General features: G+C 37.9%; 18 protein-coding genes. 5 read left to right on the top strand and 13 right to left on the bottom strand.

Going from position 1 to position 16,612, the window contains the following annotated elements:
* The first annotated feature begins 58 nt into the window (after window positions 1-58).
* Complete coding sequence (locus ACYFX0_RS25340) at window positions 59-637, top strand: YhcN/YlaJ family sporulation lipoprotein (RefSeq protein WP_000744127.1); 579 nt, start codon at window positions 59-61, stop codon at window positions 635-637.
* 27 nt (window positions 638-664) lie between these two features.
* Here the strand turns inward: ACYFX0_RS25340 and ACYFX0_RS25335 are convergent, their stop codons facing one another.
* Window positions 665-1,399 (bottom strand): MerR family transcriptional regulator, encoded by a 735-nt coding sequence (locus ACYFX0_RS25335; protein ID WP_000178782.1) that lies wholly within the window; start codon window positions 1,397-1,399, stop codon window positions 665-667.
* Between the two features lie 100 nt (window positions 1,400-1,499).
* Here ACYFX0_RS25335 and ACYFX0_RS25330 point away from each other — a divergent pair, with 100 nt between their 5' ends.
* A complete protein-coding gene (locus tag ACYFX0_RS25330; protein WP_002083707.1) occupies window positions 1,500-2,315 on the top strand; it encodes a YhfC family intramembrane metalloprotease in 816 nt (271 codons plus the stop codon).
* A gap of 24 nt (window positions 2,316-2,339) precedes the next feature.
* On the opposite strand, the gene ACYFX0_RS25325 is transcribed toward ACYFX0_RS25330, so the two are convergent.
* Window positions 2,340-2,774: a hypothetical protein gene (locus ACYFX0_RS25325; RefSeq protein WP_106103302.1), complete on the bottom strand. Its 435-nt coding sequence runs from the start codon at window positions 2,772-2,774 to the stop codon at window positions 2,340-2,342.
* 142 nt (window positions 2,775-2,916) lie between these two features.
* On the opposite strand from ACYFX0_RS25325, the gene ACYFX0_RS25320 reads away from it, so the two are divergent.
* Entirely contained in the window at window positions 2,917-3,471 is a 555-nt protein-coding gene (locus ACYFX0_RS25320) for a histidine phosphatase family protein (RefSeq protein ID WP_000721045.1), read from the top strand.
* A gap of 74 nt (window positions 3,472-3,545) precedes the next feature.
* Entirely contained in the window at window positions 3,546-4,025 is a 480-nt protein-coding gene (locus ACYFX0_RS25315) for a YbaK/EbsC family protein (RefSeq protein ID WP_000272755.1), read from the top strand.
* Between the two features lie 20 nt (window positions 4,026-4,045).
* Here ACYFX0_RS25315 and lipA read toward each other — a convergent pair whose 3' ends face one another.
* The gene (gene lipA / locus ACYFX0_RS25310) at window positions 4,046-4,942 is read right to left on the bottom strand and encodes a lipoyl synthase (RefSeq protein ID WP_000166367.1); all 897 of its coding nucleotides are present in this window, start codon (window positions 4,940-4,942) and stop codon (window positions 4,046-4,048) included.
* Between the two features lie 189 nt (window positions 4,943-5,131).
* Here lipA and ACYFX0_RS25305 point away from each other — a divergent pair, with 189 nt between their 5' ends.
* Window positions 5,132-6,115 (top strand): M23 family metallopeptidase, encoded by a 984-nt coding sequence (locus tag ACYFX0_RS25305; protein ID WP_000944682.1) that lies wholly within the window; start codon window positions 5,132-5,134, stop codon window positions 6,113-6,115.
* Between the two features lie 72 nt (window positions 6,116-6,187).
* On the opposite strand, the gene yunB is transcribed toward ACYFX0_RS25305, so the two are convergent.
* The 10 genes from yunB to metQ (ACYFX0_RS25255) all read right to left on the bottom strand — a co-directional run bounded on the left by yunB (window position 6,188) and on the right by metQ (ACYFX0_RS25255) (window position 16,600).
* Window positions 6,188-6,919, bottom strand: coding sequence for a sporulation protein YunB (yunB, locus tag ACYFX0_RS25300; protein WP_460271998.1), 732 nt, complete (start codon window positions 6,917-6,919; stop codon window positions 6,188-6,190).
* 54 nt (window positions 6,920-6,973) lie between these two features.
* Window positions 6,974-7,276: a YunC family protein gene (locus ACYFX0_RS25295; RefSeq protein ID WP_460271997.1), complete on the bottom strand. Its 303-nt coding sequence runs from the start codon at window positions 7,274-7,276 to the stop codon at window positions 6,974-6,976.
* A gap of 65 nt (window positions 7,277-7,341) precedes the next feature.
* Window positions 7,342-8,733 (bottom strand): bifunctional metallophosphatase/5'-nucleotidase, encoded by a 1,392-nt coding sequence (locus tag ACYFX0_RS25290; RefSeq protein ID WP_080546894.1) that lies wholly within the window; start codon window positions 8,731-8,733, stop codon window positions 7,342-7,344.
* A 757-nt stretch (window positions 8,734-9,490) separates the two neighbouring features.
* Window positions 9,491-10,888 carry a Fe-S cluster assembly protein SufB gene (gene sufB / locus ACYFX0_RS25285; RefSeq protein WP_001118824.1) on the bottom strand — a complete coding sequence of 466 codons (1,398 nt, stop codon included), beginning with the start codon at window positions 10,886-10,888 and terminating at the stop codon, window positions 9,491-9,493.
* Window positions 10,889-10,936: 48 nt separating this feature from the next.
* Window positions 10,937-11,368 carry a Fe-S cluster assembly sulfur transfer protein SufU gene (gene sufU, locus ACYFX0_RS25280; RefSeq protein WP_000009525.1) on the bottom strand — a complete coding sequence of 144 codons (432 nt, stop codon included), beginning with the start codon at window positions 11,366-11,368 and terminating at the stop codon, window positions 10,937-10,939.
* Window positions 11,358-12,578 carry a cysteine desulfurase SufS gene (sufS, locus tag ACYFX0_RS25275; protein ID WP_001020767.1) on the bottom strand — a complete coding sequence of 407 codons (1,221 nt, stop codon included), beginning with the start codon at window positions 12,576-12,578 and terminating at the stop codon, window positions 11,358-11,360. The genes sufU and sufS overlap by 11 nt, the downstream gene beginning before the upstream one ends.
* Window positions 12,578-13,870, bottom strand: coding sequence for a Fe-S cluster assembly protein SufD (gene sufD, locus ACYFX0_RS25270; RefSeq protein WP_000152177.1), 1,293 nt, complete (start codon window positions 13,868-13,870; stop codon window positions 12,578-12,580). The genes sufS and sufD overlap by 1 nt, the downstream gene beginning before the upstream one ends.
* 15 nt (window positions 13,871-13,885) lie before the next feature.
* A complete protein-coding gene (sufC, locus tag ACYFX0_RS25265) occupies window positions 13,886-14,671 on the bottom strand; it encodes a Fe-S cluster assembly ATPase SufC (RefSeq protein ID WP_000929162.1) in 786 nt (261 codons plus the stop codon).
* Between the two features lie 238 nt (window positions 14,672-14,909).
* Window positions 14,910-15,716, bottom strand: coding sequence for a methionine ABC transporter substrate-binding lipoprotein MetQ (gene metQ, locus ACYFX0_RS25260; protein ID WP_001226751.1), 807 nt, complete (start codon window positions 15,714-15,716; stop codon window positions 14,910-14,912).
* A 71-nt stretch (window positions 15,717-15,787) separates the two neighbouring features.
* Window positions 15,788-16,600, bottom strand: coding sequence for a methionine ABC transporter substrate-binding lipoprotein MetQ (gene metQ, locus ACYFX0_RS25255; protein ID WP_000735090.1), 813 nt, complete (start codon window positions 16,598-16,600; stop codon window positions 15,788-15,790).
* Window positions 16,601-16,612 lie beyond the last annotated feature (12 nt).

Below are 16,612 nucleotides of genomic sequence, written 5' to 3'. Positions count from 1 at the left end.
ATTTCAAATACAAAAAATTGAAAATTAGTGCATGCTATGGAGAAGGAGGTGATACATCGTGAAAAAACAAATTTTACTTTCCCTTCTCACTATTTCCTTATTTGCAGGGTGCCAATCAGCGAACAAAGCTGAAATGGAACGTGAAGAAGGAAGCCGTGTTCTTGTTTCCAATAAAAACGACATGTATCATACGGAAAATACAAATACAAGACTCACAAGAGTCGGTTATTCTTCTAAACAAAAGCATGAAGTATCTAACAAACAAGTAGGGGCCATTAATCGCGAGAAAGTCGCTGAAATGATTACAAGCATGACCGTCAAACTTCCTGACGTTACAAACGCTGCTACACTCGTTACCGATGATGAAGTATTTGTTGTATATCGTGCAAACACAACGGATCCAAAACTTGTAGCGGATCAAGTATATAGAGCTGCCTTGTCCATCGTCCCTCGCTATTATAAAGCATATGTATCAACAGACCAAAAGTTGATTTCCCAAATTCAAGGCCTTCAATCTGGCGCATTAAATGATACAGAATATACGCAAAGCCTCGATATGCTAAAACGTGAAATGAGTAAAAATCCTCATTTGAACAATACGGGAGATCAGGCCTTGAATGATATGATTAAAAAGTAAAACAGGTGGAGAAAATCTCCACCTGTTTTACTTTTTATTACGATCCGCATAAACTTCCATCGCATCACACATAAACTGCGCTAACCCCTCGCCAAACTTATCGATATTTTTCGTGAAGCGCTCATCAGCGACATACATTTGACCGAGTCCCTTAAAAGCGTCTAATGAATAGTGACTAAAGTTTTGCAAGTAATCGTACCATACTTTGATTGCTCCCTGCGCCTCTTTAGAATCTGGTGCACCGTGTCTCAGTACCGCTAAATTTCTATAAATAGTATTAAACTCTTCTTGGTTCTCTTTTGACATACCTTTTGCATATTCGTTCGCTTTATCTACAGCTGCGTCTCCCCATTTTTCACGTGCTTCTTCTTCATATGGGTTATGGCTGAAATCGAATCCTTCAAACTTCTCTTTGTTCGTCATTTCAATCTCTCCTTTTGTATGCTGAATTGTTTTATCAATCGTCGCAATCACCTTATCTAATCTGGTACGCTTTTCAAGAAGCATTTTCTTATGAAGCTGTAGTGCCTCTTCGCGATCAAATGATGGACTCATGATAATCTCTTTAATTTTTTTCAAAGGGAAGCCTAGTTCTTTAAAAAACAAAATTTGCTGCAATGTCTCTAAATTCTCATTGGAATACAGACGATATCCAGACTCTGTCGTCTCGTCTGGGGTTAACAACCCAATTTCATCGTAATGATGCAGTGTGCGCACACTAATTCCAACTAAATCAGCTACTTCTTTTACTCTCATTGTCATTTGTATCTCCCCCTTAGTACATACGATAAAGTATGACGCAACGTTAGAGTCAATAAGTAAATTCATTTTCTTTCTAAAAGTTTCATCTCTCCCGTATTTCATGCATAATAGATATGTACATATATTAGAAAGCGGTGAAAGTATGGTTTCAAATACTGTAATTGCCAGCATCATATTTCAACTCATTGTCTCGATTCTGGTCCCAATTATCGTACTCGTTTATTTCCGTAAAAAATATAATATTAATTGGAAAGTGGTCGGCATTGGTGTTCTTATCTTTATCGGATTTACCCAAATTCTTGAAACACCATTCCACCTATTTATGCGCGGTAATCCAACAATCGCTCCATTTTTAGAAAATCCGTTTGCCTTCGCAATTTATGGCGGATTGACTGCTGGTATTTTTGAAGAATTAGGACGCTTCGTTGCCTTCTTCTTCTTACTAAAAAAATATCTAGAATATAAAGATGGCTTCGCTTATGGAATTGGTCACGGCGGAATTGAATCTATTTTAATTGGCGGTTTTTCTGCATTACAAGCATTAATCTTTGCTAATTCTATTAACGATGGTAGCTTCGCTCAACTGATTGAACAAAAACCCGAACTCAGCATTTTACAAGACATGTTAATTCAGCAACCTGCCTACTTATACTTCCTTGGTAGCGTAGAAAGAATTATGGCACTCGTGCTTCAAATCGCCTTTACAATGCTTGTTTTATACGCAGTAAAACAGAAGAAATATATCTTCCTAGTATACGCTATACTATTCCACGCATTTGTAGACTTCTTTGCGGCACTTTACCAAACAAAGACAATCAATATCTTTGTTGCCGAAGGAATTACACTTCTCTGTACAATTGGTGCTGTCGTTCTTATTCGCAAAATGAAAGAGAAATTAATGAGTGTACCAGAGTAAAAAAATAACCCACCGGTTGGTGGGTTATTTTTTATAAGGACTATCACAATGATGATAACTTTTACCCTCCTTTAGCTCCCTCTTTGTTTCTGCATCTATAACGATGTACTTATGAAACTCTTCTACTTCATTTTGAGTAAAAGAAGCGAAAAAATAAACTTGGCGATCAGGGTGAACAAAAAAATCTTGAAGCACCACTCTACTTCGACAACCGAAAGCTGTTTTTTTTAGGAAAGAAAATTCTTCATCAGGCACTTCTTTAAATAAGATTTTTTTCCGAACACTATATGCTGCATTTTTATATTCTTTATAGATTTTCTTATCTAACTGTTTATAAAAAACATCCTCACTCACAAATGACTTATTTCGATTGCTTGGATAATTTAGTTTTTGGTTGGATTCTGCATATGTTGTGGACAATTGCGTAAGAAAACAAATAATGAATATGATACATATCATTTTTTTCATCATTGCACCTCAATTTTTTATTATCCACATTACTTTTCCACATATTTAAATCCATATGCCGTTTCCAATAAAAAGGAATTATTTCCACATTTGTCGAAGTATATAGCGTCAACTTGAAAGATGGGGATGAATTATGAAGAAAATTATTGTAATACGACATTGTTCAGCAACTGGGCAAAAACGTGATGCTGAATTAACGACCGATGGGAAAGATCAAGCAAATAACCTTGCTACATTCCTCTTAGAAAATCATCTACAAATCGATCATATTATTTCAAGCCCATTTGTCCGAGCTATCGATTCCATTCGGCCCTATGCGCTCCAAGCTAGCTTATCTATCCAAGAAGATGAACGATTAACTGAACGCATATTGAGCAACGTTCCAATGGATGATTGGATGCAAAAACTAGAATCCACTTTTACGAACATAGATATTGCCTTTTCAGGCGGAGAGTCAACAAAACAAGCAACAGACCGTGCCATATCGCTTATTCAAGATGTTTTACAATTAAACCATACGACAACACTACTTGTTACACACGGCAATTTACTTACACTCATTTTAAAGCATTTTGATCATACGATTGGCTTTAATGAATGGAGAGCTTTAACGAATCCTGATATTTACGAAATTACAATCGACGAACAATGTATCATAACACGCTTATGGAAAGCATCGTCCAAGTAATATCCCTTTCAAAAACATTCAGTTGACGCCACGAGAAGAGACTGTTCTAACAATAGAAAGGGGTATTATTTCATATGTACGAAGACGTACTTGCTCTACTACATAAAACAAATGTTTCTTATGAAAAGTTCGAACACGAACCGGTACTCGATTATGAGACAGATCGGATTGTACGTGAAAGACTTGGCTTACAAGGTACTCCAAGTAAAAGCTTATTTTTAAAATCAACATCTGGAAATTTTTACGTGTTTTTTACGTTAGAAGGAACTCGGCTTAACCGAGGAGAGATGAAAGAAATAACTGGAGAACGCTTATCGCTCTGTTCTCCTGATGAACTAAGAATGAAAACTGGCTGTACTCCAGGATGTGTAGCTCCTTTTGGTTATTCACAAGATGTAACAATTATTGTGGACAGTTCCGTTTATGCGTACGATAAAATTTTAATTACACCTGGTGTTCCTGAATTTACAATTGAATTATCCACAGAAGAATTAAAAAAGATTTTATTAACATGTCCAAATACCGTTTTAGAGTACAAACAAAAAGAGAGCTAATCGTTAGCTCTCTTTTTTCATTATTTAGCTTCTGCTGTTTTTTCTTTTGCAGAACGTACTTGCTCGTCCGCATGGTAAGAAGAACGCACAAGTGGGCCAGCTTCACAGTGGCTAAATCCTTTGCTAAGTGCAATTTCTTTAAGCTCTGCAAATTCTGCTGGTGGATAATATTTAATAACTGGTAAATGCTTCTTAGATGGTTGTAGATATTGTCCAAGAGTTAAAATATCCACATTGTTTGCACGTAAGTCATCCATTGCTTCAATTAAATCTTCTCTTGTTTCACCTAAGCCGACCATAATGCTCGATTTAGTTGGAATATCAGGCTGCATTTCTTTTGCTCGACGTAAAAACTCTAATGAACGGTCATATTTTGCTCTAGCGCGAACTCGGTTAGATAATCGACGTACTGTTTCAATGTTATGGTTTAAAATATCTGGTTTTGCATCCATTAACATTTTTAAGTTTTCTTCTACCCCAGCCATATCAGATGGTAATACTTCGATAGACGTGAATGGGTTTTTACGACGTACTGCTCGTACTGTTTCAGCAAAAACAGCTGCTCCGCCGTCCTTTAAATCATCACGTGCAACCGCTGTTATAACAACGTGCTTTAAGCCCATTTGTACTACTGAATCTGCTACGCGTTCTGGTTCTTGTAAATCAAGCTCAGTTGGTAAGCCTGTTTTAACCGCACAAAAACGACAAGCGCGTGTACAAACCGCACCTAAAATCATAAATGTTGCTGTTTTTCTTACAGCCCAGCATTCATGAATATTCGGACATTTTGCCTCTTCACAAACGGTATGAAGATTCTTAGAACGCATCATTTTCTTTAAGCCTGTATAGTTTTCATTCGTGTTTAACTTAATTTTCAACCATTCGGGCTTGCGCTTATATTCTGTTTGTTTTGTCATGGTTATCAACTCCGCACAATATGAAATAGTTTACCGTGTTCGCTTCTTTCAATGTAACATATCTATTCTAACGTATGAAAGCGATTTGCTCAAATGAAGATTCTAAGATTTTTTCCAATCGTTCCCTATAATGAAATACTCCGTATATCCCACACTAAAAAGAGTGATGTTGTGAAAGGAGTCTATTTCATGCTTCGAAAAATTTCTCTTTTGCTTTCTATTTGTTTTCTTCTCCACCAAAACATCGCCTACGGTGAAGATAATCAGCAAAGCATATACGAAAAGCGCATGGCACTATATAAAGAAACCGAGCAGTCTTCAGGCATTCCATGGTATTACTTAGCTGCAATGGATCAATATGAAAGAAATATACGGAGCGTAAGAAAAGATATTCCAAAAAAACCAGATGCCATCATTTCCCTTTATTTCAAACCAGAAATATGGGCTGGACCTGTTAATAGTAACGACACTCTCCCCCATACAATTTCTCTATTTGGCGGAATAGGTTTAGATGGTGACAAAGATGGATTTGCAAATGCAAATAGCGACCGTGATCTTCTGCATACCGCAGCGACTATTTTAAGGAAACAAGGAACGTCAGAAGACCGTATTAAAATTATGCTTTGGGAATATTATAGACGTGCAAAAACAGTTGATTTAATTAGCGAGTACGCCCAAATTTATAAACATTATGGACGTATTAATTTAGAAGGAAATGCTTTTCCTCTTCCGATTCGTAGTGACCATAGCTACCGTAGTACTTTCGGTGCTGGAAGAAGTTTTGGGGGCAGACGAGTTCATGAAGGAACCGATATTTTTGCCGGATATGGCGTGCCAGTAAGATCGACTTGCTATGGCATTATTGAAACGAAAGGTTGGAACCGCCTTGGTGGATGGCGCATTGGTATTCGCGACCTTCATAACAATTACCATTATTACGCTCATTTAGGCGGGTTCTCAAAAGAAATACAGCTTGGACAAATTGTTGAGCCCGGAAAAGTAATCGGGTTTGTTGGTAGCACTGGCTATGGCCCCCCTGGTACAGCCGGAAAATTCCCACCCCACTTACATTTTGGCATATATAAAGACAATGGCTATACAGAATGGGCCTTCGATCCATATATGCATTTAAGCCTTTGGGAACGCAAAGAACGAGCAAATACAAAACGATAACCGTAGCGCATTGCTACGGTTATTTTTTATCCAGTAAAAGCCCGATTGATTCAAGTTTCACTTTATATGCAATTAACTATCTGTTTTCTTTTTATCAGGTACAGCAACACTTCCGCTTCCATAATACGTAGGCACTTCCCCTTGAACGATACGCGTCGCAATCGGAACATTTTGTTTCACCGTTATCTCTTTCGTATGAAATGGAATGATTACTTGCAACGTTACTTCCATTTCCATAACAATTTGAATCGCTGTAGTGTTGATCCCGTGCGGCTCAATTTTTTGTTTAATATCTGTATTCACATGCCCAATTGGCGTGAAATGAATCGGAATATCTGGTCCTATATTACCAAGAAGCGCATTATCAGTTACACGCCCAAAAGGAACTGCCATAGTCGCCCCGTTTTTTTCAGAAATACCTAGCTCCTTCAACTTCCCTTGTTCTACTTGCTGCAAATATTTTTCTATGTACGTAGTCGTTGACGTTACGATTTCATTTACTTGCTTTGTATTTAAATTAATTGTGGATACTTTCCCGTTTTTATCATTTTGTACTTTCATTAACGAATCGACATCGAATCCTTCATTAATTCGATCCTTTACCGCCTTCGTCATAATTGCCGTCGCCATTTTCTTTGTCTCTACTTCTCCATATTTAATTAAGGTCGGCTGAATACTATTATTCACAATCCACAGCCCTTGCGTAAGTAATATAACAAAAAGACTAAACGACATAAGCAGTATATACCGAAAGGCAATAGGTCCCTTTCGAAACCGCGAGTTTTTCGAGCGAAATATACTCATAAAAAAACCTCCTTCTTATATCATTTCTATGCAAGAAGGAGGGACGATATATGCTTATTTCATTTTTAATAATGCTTCTTTTCCAATCGTTCCTGCTGGAATGCCTAATGCTTCAGCTCCAGTCGTTACCGATTCTAGTGGCGCTTCAAGAAGTTGTTCAATCGTTCTTACACCAACCGCACGGCCAGCAATAATTCCTCGATCACCTAACTTCTCATTTAAAAGACCTACATCTAATGCACCACACATAATATATCCTTTATCGCTCATTACAGCTAGCAAATTCGTCTTTGGAAGTTTGACGCTAACTGCAATAAACGTATAATTATCAATTATAATTGGCTCCACATTAACCATAGTTCACACTCCTCTCTTTCTTATCTGTATGACAAGAGAAAAATGAGTGTTACAAGTTAACTAGCCTATAGTTTAACGGAAGATGTATAAGTTATTAACATATCTGTTAACACATCTCTAAGTAGTTCTGGCATATAATATTGTTTGCTAGAAAGTGTGGATAGCTCTGGGTATAAGTATCCAAACGTAAACATATCAATTGTTCCTACTGTATATATACGGTCTAACTCCAGCGATTCGCCGTTAATCAATACATCTTCTAATAAAATTTTATTCCCAGGAATCGTATCTGGAATTACTTCTACACCAGCGTAAATCATTTTCCCCATCACTTTCCCCCGAAATCCGAATCCTTTCACCTCAAGATTCTCCATATTCGGTTTACGTGCTTTCAAAATAACTTCTCTTAATATCTTTCCTGGAACTTTCAAAGCACACGGATTAATTGGATGTGGACAAATTCTGTGAATATCTCCGCGCGTTACAACACCCTCTTCTAATCCTTCAAGAAGTACACCAGCATTCACCATTCCAATTTCTGCACCGCACCATGTTTTCAGCGCACTTGCTAACATATGAGAAAACGGCGTCTCATGAAACCAATCAACCGGTAATGACTCTTTTAAATGAACGACAGGCTCTGCCATTATATGCTTACTTTCTTCCTGCAGTATTTCAATTGTGGATAACGGCTCGCTATAAGCCCCTAACCGTTCCGTCTTAATTGCTCTACCGTCTTTTTTCAGTAGTTTCTTCGTCTCTATATCCACAGTAAGCTGTACGTGACCAACGTAACGCCCCCACTTTTCACAACAACAAAGTAACGTATTATTCATAAGAACACCACGCTCAAATAAATGATGCGTATGCGCACCTAAAATCACATCTATATCATAATGCTCTGCCATATACTCATCCATGCTTTTTCCAAGGTGAGAAAGGACAACTGTAATATGAGCCTCATCTCGCACTTCTTCTAAAATAGACTCTAAATGGATAAGCGGATCTTCAATATGCCAATCGAGCATATGATAGAACTCTGGATAAGCTACCGTTAACCCGATAAAGGCAATCGTAATCCCATCTGTCGTTGTATGTAATTTATAAGGCTTTGCCCACTCCGGACGTACACCTTCTTTTTCAAATAAATTCGCGACAAGCACTTCAAATCCAGCCTCATCATATAGACGATTCAAATGCTCCTTCGCTAACGTAATTCCTTCATTATTTCCGATCGTTACATAATCATATAACGCCTCATTTAAAAGCTTCGTATTGCCAAGTCCATTCGTCGCTTCCGAAATACTATGAAAACGATCCACATGATCGCCGATATCAACCGTCAAAACGGTCTCTCCCGCTTCCTGTCTTCGCTTTTTCTCTCCCTGTACAAACCGAGAAATTTGCGGCCAATTTTCAAAATGACTATGTATATCGTTTGTATGATAAAGGTGGATGATTGTTTCCTTATTTATATTCAGAGAAAAAACCTCCTCTCAGTTCCTTACTGCCATTTACGCTATGCGCACACAATAATCCTGTAAATACTTTTCGTCTTTTCTTGCTATTTTACATTGTACTCGCATTGTGAGAAAAAGCAAAAGATTGCCCTTTTTTATATGAGAAACTTTTGCTAATGCAGGAAAGAATTCCAGATAGTGGAGGGAGGGGTGGATTTGTCAAAAAGTTTAATATAAAATTCAGTGGTTGATTGTTCAAGTGGATTTGTCAGTCTCTTTGTCTTAAACCTAGTCGTTCTCTGTTCTTATAAAATGTTTGGGGTATGTGAGAATTTTCTTTTGTCTTATCTTGTCGACAAATCGATATTCCTTGTCGAAACGTTGATATATTGAAATAATCGTTGATATATTCCCGTTTATGATCGATATATTTGAAAAATCGTTGATATATTTAGCTGAACACCCACCCGGGTATTCTCTCCCAAGCCAAGACAAATCCGCAAAACAAAAAAGCGCCCTGCACAGCAGGGCGCTTTCTTCATACATATATTATCCAGTTCTAGCGGCTAGAATGTTCGGTGGCTTCACTTCTTCCCCCTCACATTCTGAACGAGCCGCTTCCACTTTAAATATTGTCCAGCTTTGCCTCCTAAACCCTCATGTCTAAGAACCTTCCGCACCAGAAGATAAAAAGCATCTTCTGTGCGAAAGAACCTTAGCCAACGGGTCTGAACAGTCGGCTCCGCATTTCTATTTAACCAATAGAACCTTCCATCTCAAACTTGATTAGGCGGTTCATTTCAACTGCGTATTCCATTGGAAGTTCGCGAGTGAATGGCTCGATGAAGCCCATTACGATCATTTCTGTAGCTTCTTGCTCAGAAATACCGCGGCTCATTAGGTAGAATAATTGTTCTTCTGATACTTTCGATACTTTCGCTTCGTGCTCAAGTGAAACGTAATCGTTTTTGATTTCGTTGTAAGGAATTGTATCAGATGTAGATTGGTTATCCATGATTAACGTGTCACACTCGATGTTAGAGCGAGAGTTTTTCGCTTTTGGTCCGAAGTGTACGATACCACGGTAAGTTACTTTACCACCATGCTTCGCAATCGATTTAGAAACAATTGTTGAAGACGTGTTTGGTGCTAAGTGAATCATTTTCGCACCAGCATCTTGGTGTTGGCCTTTACCAGCAATCGCGATTGATAATGTTAAACCACGAGCGCCTTCGCCTTTTAAGATAACTGCTGGGTATTTCATCGTTAATTTAGATCCGATGTTACCATCAATCCATTCCATCGTCGCGTTTTCTTCACAAACCGCACGTTTTGTAACTAGGTTGTATACGTTGTTCGCCCAGTTTTGGATTGTTGTATAACGGCAATACGCATCTTTTTTAATGATGATTTCTACTACCGCACTGTGAAGTGAGTTAGTAGTGTAAACAGGTGCTGTACAACCTTCTACGTAGTGTACGTGTGCACCTTCGTCTACGATGATAAGCGTACGCTCGAATTGTCCCATATTTTCAGAGTTAATACGGAAATACGCTTGAAGTGGTGTATCAACTTTAATACCTTTTGGAACGTAGATGAATGATCCACCAGACCAAACTGCAGAGTTTAATGCAGAGAATTTGTTGTCTGTTGGTGGGATTACTTTTCCGAAATGCTCACGGAAAATATCTTCGTTCTCTTTTAATGCGCTATCTGTATCTTTGAAGACGATTCCTAGAGCTTCTAGGTCTTCTTTCATGTTGTGGTATACAACTTCAGATTCGTACTGTGCAGATACACCAGCTAAATATTTTTGCTCAGCTTCTGGAATACCTAATTTATCAAATGTTGCTTTAATTTCATCAGGTACTTCATCCCAAGACTTCTCAGATTTCTCAGATGGTTTTACGTAGTACGTAATTTCATCGAAATCTAAGTCATTTAAGTCGCCGCCCCATTGTGGCATTGGCATTTCATAGAACTTATCCAGTGATTTTAAACGGAAGTCTAACATCCACTGTGGTTCTTCTTTCATACGTGAAATCTCTTCAACGATCTCTTTTGTTAAACCGCGTCCAGCACGGAAAATCGAAACGTCTTTGTCTTTGAAACCATATTTGTAATCGCCGATATCTGGCAGTTGCTTCGCCATGTTGGTGTGTCCCTCCTTAGATAACCTCATTTTTAGGAACCTTTAACATTACTTATCTTCGTTTAAGCCCTTTTCTAACGCTTTCCACGCTAATGTTGCACATTTAATACGTGCAGGGAACTTGCATACGCCTTGTAATGCTTCAATATCTCCTAAATCGATGCTGTCATCGTACTCTTTTCCTAGCATCATGTCAGAGAAAATTTTCGAAAGCTGAAGTGCTTCTTCAATTTTCTTACCTTTTACTGCTTGTGTCATCATTGAAGCTGAAGACATTGAGATTGAACATCCTTCGCCTTCAAACTTCGCCTCTTGCACAATACCTTCTTCTACTTTCATCGTAAGTTGAATACGATCGCCGCAAGTTGGATTGTTCAAGTTAACAGTAACACTATCTTCTAACACGCCATTGTTACGAGGATTCTTATAATGATCCATAATAACTTGACGATATAACGTATCTAAATTATTAAATGACATTTGTGAAATACTCCTTTGTCTTGATTAGCGATTCAACAAATGTATCAATTTCTTCTTTTGTATTATATAAATAGAAGCTCGCACGTGCTGTTGAAGAAGCTTTTAGCCACTTCATAAGCGGTTGTGCACAGTGATGTCCTGCGCGAACTGCAATGCCTTCTACATCTAATACAGTCGCTACATCGTGAGGATGTACGTCTTCAATATTAAATGTAACAAGACCAGCGCGATGCTTTGGACCATAAATTGTAACGCCATCTACTTCTGATAGTCTTTCTAAAGCGTATTGCGCTAATTCATGTTCATGCTTTTCAATATTATCAAGACCGATTTCTTCTAGGAAATCAATTGCCGCACCAAGTCCGATTGCATTACCGATAATCGGTGTACCTGCTTCAAACTTCCACGGAAGCTCTTTCCAAGTAGATTCTTGTAAATCTACGAAATCAATCATTTCACCGCCAAATTCAATTGGCTCCATATTGTTCAGCAATTCTTTTTTACCATATAATACGCCGATGCCTGTAGGTCCGCACATCTTATGAGCAGATAATGCGTAGAAATCACAGTTTAAATCTTGTACATCTACTTTCATGTGAGGTGTACTTTGTGCACCGTCAACGACCATAATTGCGCCATTTTCGTGTGCGATCGCTCCGATTTCTTTTACAGGGTTAATCGTTCCAAGCACGTTTGAAACTTGCATAATAGAAACGATTTTTGTATTCGGTGTAACTGTTTGACGAACATCTTCTAAAGAAATTGTACCGTCTGGTTGAAGCGGAAGGTATTTTAAAGTTGCACCAGTTTTCTTCGCAACTTGTTGCCACGGAATGATGTTACTATGGTGCTCCATGTAAGAAATAACGATTTCATCGCCTTCTTTTACATTTTCAAGACCATAGCTAGCCGCTACTGTATTTAATGCAGTTGTCGTTCCGCGCGTGAAAATAATTTCTTCCATTGATTTCGCGTTAATAAACTTGCGAACTTTCTCGCGTGCACCTTCATACGCGTCGGTAGCTTTCGTACCGAGCGTATGAACACCGCGATGCACGTTAGAATTATATTCTTTATAGTAACGTTCTAACGTTTCAATGACTTGAATTGGTTTTTGAGAAGTTGCTGCACTATCGAAATATACAAGTTGTTTGCCGTTCACTTTTTGATCAAGAATTGGAAACTGTTTGCGTATTTCATGAATATTCATTAGCGAACTTTCCTTTCAATTACCTCAACAAGCTGTGCTTTTACTCCTTCAATTGGAAGCTCATTTACTACAGGTGCTAAGAATCCATGGATGACTAAACGTTCTGCTTCGCGTTTTGGAATACCACGGCTCATCAAGTAGTATAATTGGTACGGATCTACGCGGCCTACTGAAGCTGCGTGACCTGCCATTACATCATCTTCGTCGATTAAAAGAATTGGGTTTGCATCCCCACGAGCTTTCTCATCTAACATAAGAACACGAGAAGATTGTTGTGCGTTTGATTTAGATGCACCGTGTTCAATCTTACCAATCCCGTTAAAGATAGATGTTGCACTATCTTTTTGTACACCGTGTTTTAAAATCCAACCTTCAGAGTGTTTACCGAAGTGAACAACTTTAGTTGTAAAGTTTTGTGTTTGGTTACCACGGCCAATTGTTACTGTTTTCGTATCAGCATATGAACCGTCGCCCATTAAGTTTGTAACGTTCTCGGAAATTGTATTTCCGTCATTCATAAGGCCTAGAGCCCAATCAATGCGGCCGTCGCGTCCAACAACACCGCGGCGGTTAACGTAAGTTGTTACGTCTTTTGCTAATAGATCAACCGCACCAAATTTAACTTGTGCGCCTTGTTCCACGATTACTTCTGCTACGATATTTGCAATACCTTTAGCATTTTCATTTGCAACATAGTTTTCTACATAAGTTGCAGTACTGTTCGCATCAGCTACGAATAATACATGGTTATATACGTTAGCTTCTTCGCCGTCTACTAAGAATACAGCTTGAAGTGGAGTTTCAAGAACAACGTTTTTCGGAACATATACGAATGCACCGCCGTTGATTAATGCAGCATGAAGTGCAGTTAAACGATGCTCGTCTACCTTCACGCCGTCTTTCATTAAATACTTTTGTAATAGTTCAGCATGCTCTGTTGCAGCTGTTACGATGTCTGTAAAAATAACACCTTTTTCTTTTGCTTCGTCTGCTAAAGAAACGAACGCAGTTGTACCAGTACGTTGTACTAATACACTGTTATTTTCATCGATTAAGTTTTTCACTGCTTCTGGAAGCTCTGTTAAAGAACTTACAGGCTCTTGCTTAGCAGCGTCGCCTTTTCCGATAAAGTCCCATTTTTCAATTTTCGTTTTATCAGGCGTTGGCATTGGAAGTTCTGTTGCTTGTGCAAGAGCTTGTAAGCGGAACTCAGTCAACCAAGCAGCTTCGTTTACTTCGCTTGCGCGCTGACGGATTGTTTCTTGATCGAAAGGTAATGTACCGATTGTCATGTTTATGCTCCTCTCTTACGCTTCTTGCTCTGCTGTTTCGTCTTCAATACCTAATTCTTTTTTAATCCAGTCGTAACCTTCAGCTTCTAGACGTTGTGCAAGCTCAGGGCCACCAGATTTAACAATACGACCGTTCATCATAACGTGAACGAAGTCTGGAGTGATGTAGTTTAATAAACGTTGATAGTGCGTAATCATTAGGCAACCGAACTCTTCGCCGCGCATTTGGTTAATACCTTTAGATACAACTTTTAATGCATCGATATCAAGACCTGAGTCGATTTCGTCTAAGATTGCGATTTTTGGCTCAATCATCATTAATTGAAGAATTTCGTTACGTTTTTTCTCTCCACCAGAGAAACCTTCGTTTAAGTAACGTTGTGCCATTTCTGGATCCATTTCTAGGAATTCCATGTTTTTATCTAATGTACGGATAAATTTCATAAGAGAAATTTCATCGCCTTCTTCACGACGTGCGTTAATTGCAGAACGTAAGAAGTCAGCGTTTGTTACTCCGCTAATTTCACTTGGATATTGCATTGCTAGGAATAGACCCGCTTGTGCGCGCTCGTCTACTTCCATTTCTAATACATCTTCACCGTCGATGATGATGCTACCTTCTGTTACTTCATACTTTGGGTGACCCATAATTGCAGAAGATAAAGTTGATTTACCTGTTCCGTTAGGTCCCATAATTGCGTGGATTTCTCCACCTTTTACTTCAAGGTTTACACCCTTTAAAATTTCTTTGCCGTCAATTGATACGTGTAAGTCTTTAACCGTTAATGTAGAACCAGCCATCTCAATACCTCCATTAATCCTATATATACATTTTAAAAATTCCTAAAACGTTCATATTCTCATTTTATTCTCATTCTAATTTTATATCAAATAAAATGATATCGCAAACGACGAAAAAAAGTAACCGTTTTTTCACAAATGTATATAAGTATTTCCTTTTCACCTTTATATGATACACCTTTCTTCTTATTTATATAAAGAAAAAAGGACCGGTAAATTCCCAGTCCTTTCCTTATAATTATTCACTTATCGGAAGTACAGCACCTTTATATTCTTTATTAATAAAGTCTTGAATTTCTTTTGAATGCAATACTTCTACTAATTCTTTAATTTCTTTTTTCTTCTCGTCACCTTTACGAACTGCAATGATGTTTGCATACGGAGAGTCTGATCCTTCAATCGCAATTGCATCCTTCGTTGGATTTAATTTTGCATCAATTGCATAGTTCGAATTAATAAATAAAGCATCTCCCTCATTATTTTCATACAGCTTTGGTGACAATCCAGGCTCTACATCTGTTTTAAACTTTAAGTTTTTCGGATTTTCTACAACATCTTTTACTGTCGCTTTAACAACATCTACACCGTCTTTTAATTTAATAACGCCGCCTTTTTGTAACAATGCGAGCATACGGCCACGCTCCGCTACGTTATTACTCATAATAACTGTTCCGCCATCTGGCAATTCTTTTAAACTTTTATATTTCTTAGAATAAATCCCCATTGGCTCTAAATGGATTTTTCCTGCGTTTACAATTTTATATCCCTTTTCTTGAATTTCTTTATCTAAATAAGGAATGTGTTGGAAGTAGTTCGCATCAATTTCCTTATCCGCTAACGCTTTATTTGGCAGTACATAATCCTGGAACTTTTTAATCTCTAACTTAATGCCTTTTTTCTCTAAGATTGGCTGTGCTTTCTCTAAAATAACAGCGTGCGGCACGTTAGAAGCTCCAACAACAAGCTTATTCTCTTCTTTCCCTCCGCAAGCAGCTAATGTAAATACAGACAGCGCTGTAACAACTGACAATAGAATCTTTCTCATATGATGTCCCCTTCTCCCCTATAGTTATGTAGTTATAAAAAAGGCTGGCATACACCAGCCCTTTTCAGCAATTATTCTTTTACAGGAACAACTGCCCCTTTATATTCTTTATTAATGAAGTCTTCAATTTCTTTAGAATGTAATACTTCTACAAGAGCTTTAATCTCTTTCTTATCTTTATCGCCTTTACGAACAGCTACTATGTTTGCGTACGGTGAATCATTTCCTTCAATTGCAATTGCATCTTTTTCCGGATTTAACTTTGCATCAATTGCATAGTTAGAGTTAATTAAAACAGCGTCGCCTTCTTTATTGTTATACACTTGTGGCAATAAACCAGGCTCGATATCCGTTTTGAATTTTAGATTTTTCGGATTATCTGCAATATCTTTTGGAGTTGCTTTAACTGGATCTACCCCATCTTTAACTTTTAAAATACCTTCTTTTTGTAAAATTGCTAAACCACGTCCATGGTCAGCAACAGAATTACTCATAATAATTGTCGCTCCGTCCGGAAGTTCTTTTAAGCTCTTATATTTTTGAGAATATACACCAATTGGCTCTAAATGAATTTTCCCTGCTACTTCAAAGTCATACTTTTTATCTTTAATTTCTTTTTCTAAATACGGAATGTGCTGGAAGTAGTTTGCATCTAAATCCTTATCCGCTAACGATTTATTTGGCAACACGTAATCTTGGAATTTTTTCACTTCTAATTCAATTCCTTTTTTCTCAAGTAACGGTTTTGCCTTTTCTAAAATTTCAGCGTGCGGTACGTTAGAAGCACCAACAACAAGCTTCTTTTCATCTTTATCTTTCCCGCCACAAGCAGCTAAGCCAAAAATTGAAGTTGAAATAAGTGCTGTAAGTAATAATTTTTTCATTTGAAACATCCT

This window comes from Bacillus sp. NEAU-Y102 (assembly GCF_054788175.1).
The sequence above is the reverse complement of the archived record's forward strand: the minus strand, read 5'-3'. Positions and strand labels throughout refer to the sequence as shown.